General features: G+C 37.8%; 7 protein-coding genes and 1 pseudogene. 3 read left to right on the top strand and 5 right to left on the bottom strand.

What is annotated here, in order from left to right; translation table 11 throughout:
- Positions 1-361: hypothetical protein (locus AAC037_RS13575; protein WP_339903496.1), on the top strand; the 361-nt coding region annotated here is incomplete at its 5' end.
- Here the strand turns inward: AAC037_RS13575 and AAC037_RS13570 are convergent.
- From AAC037_RS13570 to AAC037_RS13555, 4 genes are all read right to left on the bottom strand, one after another.
- Positions 304-843, bottom strand: coding sequence for a transposase (locus AAC037_RS13570; protein ID WP_339903497.1), 540 nt, complete (start codon positions 841-843; stop codon positions 304-306). The genes AAC037_RS13575 and AAC037_RS13570 overlap by 58 nt on opposite strands.
- Positions 844-968: 125 nt before the next feature.
- On the bottom strand, positions 969-2,126 hold the full coding sequence (locus AAC037_RS13565; protein WP_339903495.1) for a DUF4221 family protein: 1,158 nt from the start codon (positions 2,124-2,126) through the stop codon (positions 969-971).
- Between the two features lie 119 nt (positions 2,127-2,245).
- The gene (locus AAC037_RS13560) at positions 2,246-3,400 is read right to left on the bottom strand and encodes a DUF4221 family protein (RefSeq protein ID WP_339903494.1); all 1,155 of its coding nucleotides are present in this window, start codon (positions 3,398-3,400) and stop codon (positions 2,246-2,248) included.
- Positions 3,401-3,502: 102 nt separating this feature from the next.
- Positions 3,503-4,642: a DUF4221 family protein gene (locus AAC037_RS13555; protein WP_339903493.1), complete on the bottom strand. Its 1,140-nt coding sequence runs from the start codon at positions 4,640-4,642 to the stop codon at positions 3,503-3,505.
- A 158-nt stretch (positions 4,643-4,800) separates the two neighbouring features.
- On the opposite strand from AAC037_RS13555, the gene AAC037_RS13550 reads away from it, so the two are divergent.
- Positions 4,801-5,898: a transporter substrate-binding domain-containing protein gene (locus AAC037_RS13550; RefSeq protein ID WP_339903492.1), complete on the top strand. Its 1,098-nt coding sequence runs from the start codon at positions 4,801-4,803 to the stop codon at positions 5,896-5,898.
- A 42-nt stretch (positions 5,899-5,940) separates the two neighbouring features.
- On the opposite strand, the gene AAC037_RS13545 is transcribed toward AAC037_RS13550, so the two are convergent.
- Positions 5,941-6,477, bottom strand: coding sequence for an RNA methyltransferase (locus tag AAC037_RS13545; RefSeq protein WP_339903491.1), 537 nt, complete (start codon positions 6,475-6,477; stop codon positions 5,941-5,943).
- A 186-nt stretch (positions 6,478-6,663) separates the two neighbouring features.
- Between AAC037_RS13545 and AAC037_RS13540 the strand changes: the two are divergent.
- Positions 6,664-8,301: pseudogene (locus AAC037_RS13540) on the top strand (DNA mismatch repair protein MutS); the annotation flags it as partial.

Raw genomic sequence — 8,301 nt, 5'->3', positions numbered from 1 at the left:
TGGAAACCCCAAAGGTCAGGGGAACTTAACCTTTGTGGTCTTTGAGATCGCGAAGGTTTTTAATGACTTTGTTTACGAAAAAGACCTTTGTGGTTTTAGAAACCCCAAAGGTCAGGGGAACTTAACCTTTGTGGTCTTTGAGACCGCGAAGGTTTTTAATGACTTCGGTTACGAAAAAGACCTTCGGGGTTTTGGAAACCCCAAAGGTCAGGGGAACTTAACCTTTGTGGTCTTTGAGATCGCGAAGGTTTTTAATGACTTTGTTTACGCAAAAGACCTTCGGGGTTTTGGAAACCCCAAAGGTCAATATTTTTCTAAAGTAAATTCTTCAGGTAGAAAAAGATCAGTATTTGAGTTGTGAGTGGTAATAAACCCATTTAACCCACCAAACCACTTTATAACCAGTTCTCTATTTAATTTGGATTGGCTTTTGGATAAATAGCTTCTATATGAAGAAAATTTCCACTCCGACGGAGCTCTGGTTAATCCGTGTTTTACCGGATTAAGATGAATGTAAATAACTATCCTGGTTAAATATTCCTCCGTATCAATTTTCTTGCGTTTAAATTTCCGTTGAAACAACGCGCCATTTCTACTAAATACTTTGTTATAACTTTTAGAATAGGAGTTTAAGAAATCTGAAAATCCTTTAACAATCAATTCATTGGTCGAATTTTCTTTTATGTTTACCAAAAGATGGAAATGGTTGGGAAGAAGACAGAAGGCTAAAGTATCCAATTTGTCATCAAGATAATAACAATATTTTTTTATGAAATATGCATAATTGTCATCGTTGCGAAATAGTATTTCATTTCCAATTGTTCTGGTATAGATATGATACATTCCCCCTACTTCAAATATATCGGTCATAACTTGTATTAGGTTGGTTGAATAAAAATACAAATTTTTCTATAAAACATATCCATAGACCTTCGGGGTTTTGGAAACCCCAAAGGTCAGGTTTCAGTTTACCAGGATATATCCAATCTTACAAAACCCATCTCGTCTTCGATATTTTCAAATAGCCATAATTTGCCGTCTTTGGCAAAGTGGAAGGAGGGTGTACGATCCAATTGAGGAACAGCTCCTTCTGCCACCAAATTAAAATCCTTATCCAAGACGCTTAGATAAACTGTTGCTCCAATAGGCCGTGGAAAGAGTCGTTTCTCTTTTGGTATGTTATTTTCATCAAAAATATATTGAAAAGAAAATCGATAGTAGACCTTTCTTTTATCATCCCAAACAGGTGCCTTGTAACTGATGTCTTTCTGTATTTTTAGAGCATAGGTTATAAACTGATTCTTACTTGAAACTTCTGGTGGATAAGTGCCTGACTTTTCATTGGGAATAAGCCGGCTATTAAAAGTTATATGTCTTAGCGAGTCTGCGTCCTTGTCTAATACGTAAAGTTCACTACTTGCTTCGGTTCCCAGTATGACTTTTCCTTGCTCAATGTTTAAATAACGTTGAGGACCAACAATGGCAAGTGGCCTCTCTTCTACCAACATTATATCAAAATCTTTGGCTTTCTCAATGACTGGAATTGGGAGTTCTTTAATTGTATTATTGGCTGGTTCTATTAAAATAAAAGAACGTTTGTTATCTTCAAAATTGTGAATTAGAGAAGCAAATTTACTACCATCTGAAGCTATACTAACCGTTTTATAGGGCCTGTCACCTTCTTTTAACTGCCCTAAACTAATTCCTATTTCTTTAATACCTAAGCTTTCTAGTTTTTCTCCTTGCCAGTTAAAAACACCGTCGTTATAAAAAGTGCTAATAAAAAGTTTGTCTTCATTAATGAGTGAAAATGTATGTATACTATGGCCAACTTCATTCGGACCTTCCTTTTCTAAGCGGTACTTTTTTTCAAATGCTAAGGTATTTAGGTTGATTTGCTCAATGGTATATTCCTTGGAGTTGATGTTATAAAGGTATTTTTTATCCTCACTTAGTGTACTTAAGCTCAAATTGCTATTAAGGAATAGAAATTCTTTACCTGGATCTATCACGACGGTGTCTAAGGATATTTCTAAAGAAGGTAGTGCATCACTGTTACTGGTGGATTTTGAATGGTTACACGCAAAAAAAATAAATAAAGTAATGCAGTAAAAGCTGGATTTCATTGGCTTAAAGTTTGAGAATAAAATTTAGTGGATAGTTTTTAGTTATCCTAAATTTTTAAGGAATTCTCAAAAATCTGAAGTGATTTCCTTCCCTAGGCTCTAATTTTCTCTACAGTTGTTCACCATTTAATATCCAACCTTACAAAACCCATCTCGTCTTCGACATTTTCAAATAGCCATAATTTACCGTCTTTGGCAAAATGAAAAGGGGGACTTTTACTTAATTCAGGTACTTTCCCTTCGGTAATTAAATTGAGTTCCTTGTCCAAAACACTTAGGTAAACAATTGCCCCGGAAGGTTGTGGAAAAAATTGATTTTCATCAGTAACCTTAGATTCATCATAGGTCATCTGATAAGAAAACCTATAATAAACTTGTTTTTCCTCGTCCCATACAGGCGCCATGAAATTGATCTCTTCTTTAATTTTGATCAGGTAATTTCTAAACTGAGTACGGTCACTGACTTCACTGGGATACTCTCCTGTTTTTTCATTGGGAGTGAGTTGGCTTTTGAAAGTAATGTGTTTGAGGGAATCGCTCTCCATTTCCATAACATAAAGTTCACTACTTGCCTCCGTTCCCACTAATATTTTGTCACCTTCCTTCAATAGGTACCGGTCCAGACCGGTTGCTGCACTTCCTTGCCCTTCTCTTAAAATAATCTGAAATTTTTGTGCCTTTTCGATGGCAGGAATGGCAAGTTTAATAAATGTGGATTGATCCAGATCTATCAATGCTAGTGAATTAGATTTTTCTTGGAAATTTGAAATTAAAGAAACGAATTGATTTCCACCGGGTGTCCGATTGATGGTTTTAAAGGGCCTATCTTCATCTACTAACTGGCCTTGTCCTTTTCCTAATTCAGTAATATTGAAAGTTTTAAGCTTTTTGCCTTCCCAATTAAATATACCTTCATGCTCATAGGTGCTAAAAAATAATCTATCCTCATCTATCAGAGAAAAACGGAAAAAGTATTGACCTATACCATTTGGCCCTTCCTTTTCAAACCTGTGAATTTTCTTAAATGCCAAGTTGTTGAGGTCAATTTGTTCAATTAAGTACTCTTGAGGATTGACATTGTATAGGTATTTTTTATCATCACTTAATGCACTTAATCTTAATCTACTATTAAGGTATAATATTTCCTGCCCCGGATTAATTAACACAGTATCCATGGTGATATTTAAAGATGGGGAAGCTCCGTCTTCTCCTGTTTTTGGACCACTACAAGCAAGTATTAAGCAAAAAGCAAAGCAGTAAGCACTGTATTTCATAAGGTTATCAGTTTAGACTAAAAATTTAGCTGATAAAATTTTAATTTCCTAAAAAATTAGTAATTATTTTTAATTTGATCTTTTTTGGCCGGAATGAATTGATTACCAATTGATATCCAACCTTACAAAGCCCATTTCGTCTTCAATATTTTCAAATAGCCATAGTTTGCCATCTTTGGCAAAATAGTATCCAGGGGTTTGGTTCAATTGAGAAACCTGGGTTTCAGCCAACAGATTAAAGTCCTTATCCAAAACACTTAGGAAGACCTTCGCACCCTTAGGCTGGGGAAATCCCTGTATTTTTTTTGTCTCATCAAAGAGGGATTGAAAAGAAAAACGGTAATAAACCTGCTTTTTTTCATCCCAAACCGGAGCCATGAAATTGATGTCTTCCTGAATTTGCTGATGTAATTTTGCCAATTCAGCTTGATCACCCACTACAGCAGGATAGCTACCACTTTTTTCACCAGGAGTTAAATTGCTTTGGTAAGTTTTGTATTGAAGGGAATCATTTTCAATATTTATTACGTAGAGTTCATGGCTTACCCCTGTCCCTAAAATAATTTGATCCCCCTCTTTAACAAGGTAATGAACATTTCCCAGGGCAATCTCCATTCCTCCACTGTTGAGGGTTAGATCAAAATTTTTAGCTTTTTCTATGGCCGGAATAGGCCATTTGATCATGTTTTTCTTTTGCTGGTTGATTATGGCCAGCTTACTGGATTTCTTTTCAAAATTTTGTATCAAGGATACTAGTCGAGATCCTTGATCTAAATATAAAGTTTTGTATGGCCGGTCTCCCTCTTGATGTTGGTTCAAGTCCTTACTGATTGCTGTAATATCAAAACTTTCGATTTTATTACCCTGCCAATCGAAAATATGATCTCTAGGAAAGGAGCTTATAAATACCCTTCCCTTATCAAGGAGGCTCAATGCAGAAACATTGTCACCGGTTCCATCAGGCCCTTCTTTTTCGAACCCATATTTTTTCTCAAAAGCCAATGTGTTGAGATTGATCTGTTCAATGGCATTTTCCTGACTATTGAAATTATATAGGTGTTTTTTATCATCGCCTAGGGTACTTAATCTTAATTTACCGTTAAGAAATAGTATTTCCTGACCTGAATCGATAATCACAGTGTCCAATGTAATATTTAATTTGGCCAGATCACTTTTCACCTCCTTATGGTTATTGCAAGCGCAGATAAAGGTGAAGATTACCCAATAAAAAGTATTTCTCATATTTAAATTTTTTTGTAGATAATTTTTTTTTTGGCAAGGCCTAAACCTACGTCTTTTAGGTGCCAAATGAACGTTTATACATCATATTGGAAGTGTTTTAAATTCAATTTATTGAAATAAATCAATAAATTAGAATGTCTTTAATAAAACATAATCACATGTTTCAAAACCATCAAGCCCAAAACTTAATCTTATCAATACTATGCCTTTTACTCCTAACCACAAGCCTTCAAGCCCGTCAATTGCGCTTAGACATTGATACTTTGCTTGTGGGAGTGGCAGGAAGTGAGCCGTTTGTATATGGTGAAGGGCAGGATGTTAGCGGGATTTCAGTGGAGATTTGGGAAGAATTGGCAGCCAAACATGGATGGAATTATTATTTTAAGTCCTATACTACTGTAGATGCCGCTTTGCATTCCTTGGAAGAGGGGGCATTGGATTTGGTAATTGGACCTATCAGTATTACCTCCAGCAGGGTGGAAAATTTTAGGTTTTCCCAACCTTTTTATAATTCTAGTTTAGCCATCGTTTCCCGGTCAGCTAAAATGAGTTTTTGGGACAAAATCAAACCCTTCTTTAGTGTCAGGTTATTAATTGCAGTTTTTGTGTTCTTATTTATTTTGGCCATTGTAGGCACCATGCTTTGGTTGGCTGAAAGGAAGCATTCAAAGGATCAATTTCCTGAGGACCCGGTTGATGGTATCGGCAATGGGATGTGGTTGGCCATTGTGACCATGAGTACTACAGGATATGGAGACAAGGCTCCAATTACTTTAACCGGAAGAATAATTGCAGGAAGTTGGATGATTATATCCATTATTTTTGCTACCTCCATGGTGGCCGGAATTGCCAGTACCCTGACCCTGAACTCTTTGGGAACCTCGCCAATTTCAAATATTGAACAATTGGCCAATAAGAATGTAGCGACGATAGCCAATTCCCCTTCGGAAGTGTTTATAGAAGAGCACAATGGCAATGCTTTAGGTGTCCACTCCTTGGAAGAAGCATTTTCAAGGTTGAAAAATGAGGAAGTGGCTGCCGTTTTGTACGACCGTCCCCAACTGTTGTTCCATCTCAAGAAAGTGGAAGATGAAGAATTGTTTATGGCCAAAGCAGAATATTACAAGCAGGGGTATGGTTTTGCCTTTCCTTTAGAAAGCCCTTTAATTTATGAGGTGAATCGAGCACTATTGGAGCTGGCAGAGGATCAGGAAACAGATGAAATTATAGACAAGTACCTCAAAAGAGAGGAATAATAAAAAGGTCAAAAAATTTCAATTAACATGTGTTTTACCTTTCTATTTAAAGGCTTTCATTTTGCTGACCATGTCCCAGAGTGTTATGCCAATACTTACAGAAATATTTAACGAATGTTTGGTTCCAAATTGAGGGATTTCCAACACTTGGTCTGCAGCCGATACCACATCTTCTTCCACACCAAAGACCTCATTACCAAAAATAAAGGCATATGGTTTTCCTGGTTTTGGAGCAAATTCATTGAGAGGGGTGCTGTGAGAAGCCTGCTCCAAAGCACAGATCTCATATCCTTTATTTTTTAATCTATTGATTATTTCTAATGTGCTCTCATGGTGTTCCCAGTCTACCGATTCGGTGGCGCCCAGGGCTGTTTTATGAATTTCTCTATGCGGGGGTTTACCTGTAATACCACATAGGAAAATTTTTTTCACCAGAAAAGCATCAGAAGTCCTGAATGCCGCCCCTACATTGTTAAGGCTACGGACATTATCCAATATCAAGACCATTGGATTTTTCTCGACCTCTTTGAAATCTTCTATAGAGAGCCGGTTGAGTTCATCCATGCTGAGTTTTTTCATGGCAGAAAATTTAAAATTTTTAACACGCTGATTCAATGAGTGATAGGTAAAATAATACCTTCAAGCGATCAAATTTACTTATTTAATGGCATTAAAAACAATGTCAAAGGGAAGACAGGTTTAAATTTAGGTTTTGTTTCCCTTACATTCTTAATTAAATTCATGTCCTGAAACAGAAAAAACACGATGGGCAAGACGAAAGCCAAAGAAACCCCTTTAATGAAACAGTACAATGCCATCAAGGCAAAGCATCCCGGAGCTATTTTGCTTTTTAGGGTAGGGGATTTTTATGAAACCTTTGGAGAAGACGCAGTTAAGGCAAGCAAGATCCTTGACATTGTCCTGACCAAAAGAGCCAATGGCTCTGCCTCTCATATAGAGTTGGCCGGGTTTCCACACCATTCTCTGGATACTTACCTCCCCAAGTTGATCAGGGCAGGAAATAGAGTGGCAATCTGCGACCAGCTGGAGGATCCAAAGGAGGTAAAGGGAATTGTAAAGCGAGGGGTTACAGAATTGGTGACACCCGGTTTGGCTTACAATGACAATGTACTGGATAAACGTCGAAACAATTTTTTAGCCAGTATTCAATTTGGGAAAGAACGATTAGGGATTGCGTTTTTAGATCTCTCCACGGGAGAATTTATGTGCGCCGAAGGGCACCAATCCTATATTGAAAAGCTTTTACAGAGTTTCAACCCTTCTGAGGTTATCTATTCCAAAGCTGCTAAGGGGGCTGCCGGAGCTTTGTTAAAAAATGATTTTCATACCTTTCATTGCGAGGATTGGGTTTTTCAGCCTGCCTATACGTATGAAAAACTCACCAACCACTTTGAAACCAACAACCTTAAAGGGTTTGGCGTGGAAAACATGGAGCTTGGCATTACTGCGGCGGGTGCCATTCTTTATTATTTGGAAGAAACGGAACACAAGCAAGTCAAGCATATTGTTTCCATCTCCCGTATCGCTGAAGAGAAATATGTGTGGTTGGATAAATTTACCATTAGGAATTTAGAGCTGGTATATCCTCAACAGGAAGGCGGCGTGCCTCTTATTCAGATTTTGGACCGCAAGAGAAAGCATTGATTGTAGAAAGGCAAAAATCAGTCGGCTTTTTCTATGAGCATTCAGAGTTAAGAGAAGAGCTTTTCTCCCACCTCAAGCATGTTGGTGACCTGGAGCGGTTGATTTCCAAGGTGGCTGTGGGCAGGATCAATCCCCGGGAAATGAACCATCTTAAAAAAGCCCTTAATTATACCCTGCCCATCAAGGAGCTGCTAAAGACCCAGCAAAATGGTGCTTTAAAAAAATTGTCTGACCAACTGAATTCTTGCTCCTATTTGCTGGAGAAGATTGACAAAGAGCTAATGGAAGATGCACCCATGCTAACCCATCAAGGGGGGATCATAAAAAATGGTGTGGATTCGGACTTGGATGAATACAGGAAGTTGGCCAATTCAGGGAAAGATTACCTAGTTCAAATTCAGCAAAGGGAAGTACAACGTACAGGGATTACCTCCTTGAAAGTAGCCTTCAATAAGGTGTTTGGCTATTATTTGGAAGTGAGCAATACCCATAAAGACAAGGTGCCACCGGAATGGATACGGAAGCAAACCTTGGTGAATGCAGAACGATACATCACCGAAGAGTTGAAGGAGTATGAAGAAAAGATATTGCATGCTGAAGAGAGGTTGATAGCCTTGGAGCAAAAGTATTTTCAACTTTTGGTTCAGGATGCAGGGGATTATGTAGAACAAATCCAGCAGAATGCAAGGGTCTTGGCTACATTGGACTGCCTTTTAAGTTTTGCGGAGGTGGCCTCGG

It is taken from the genome of uncultured Cyclobacterium sp. (genome assembly GCF_963976465.1).
GTDB lineage: Bacteria > Bacteroidota > Bacteroidia > Cytophagales > Cyclobacteriaceae > Cyclobacterium.
The sequence above is the reverse complement of the archived record's forward strand: the minus strand, read 5'-3'. Positions and strand labels throughout refer to the sequence as shown.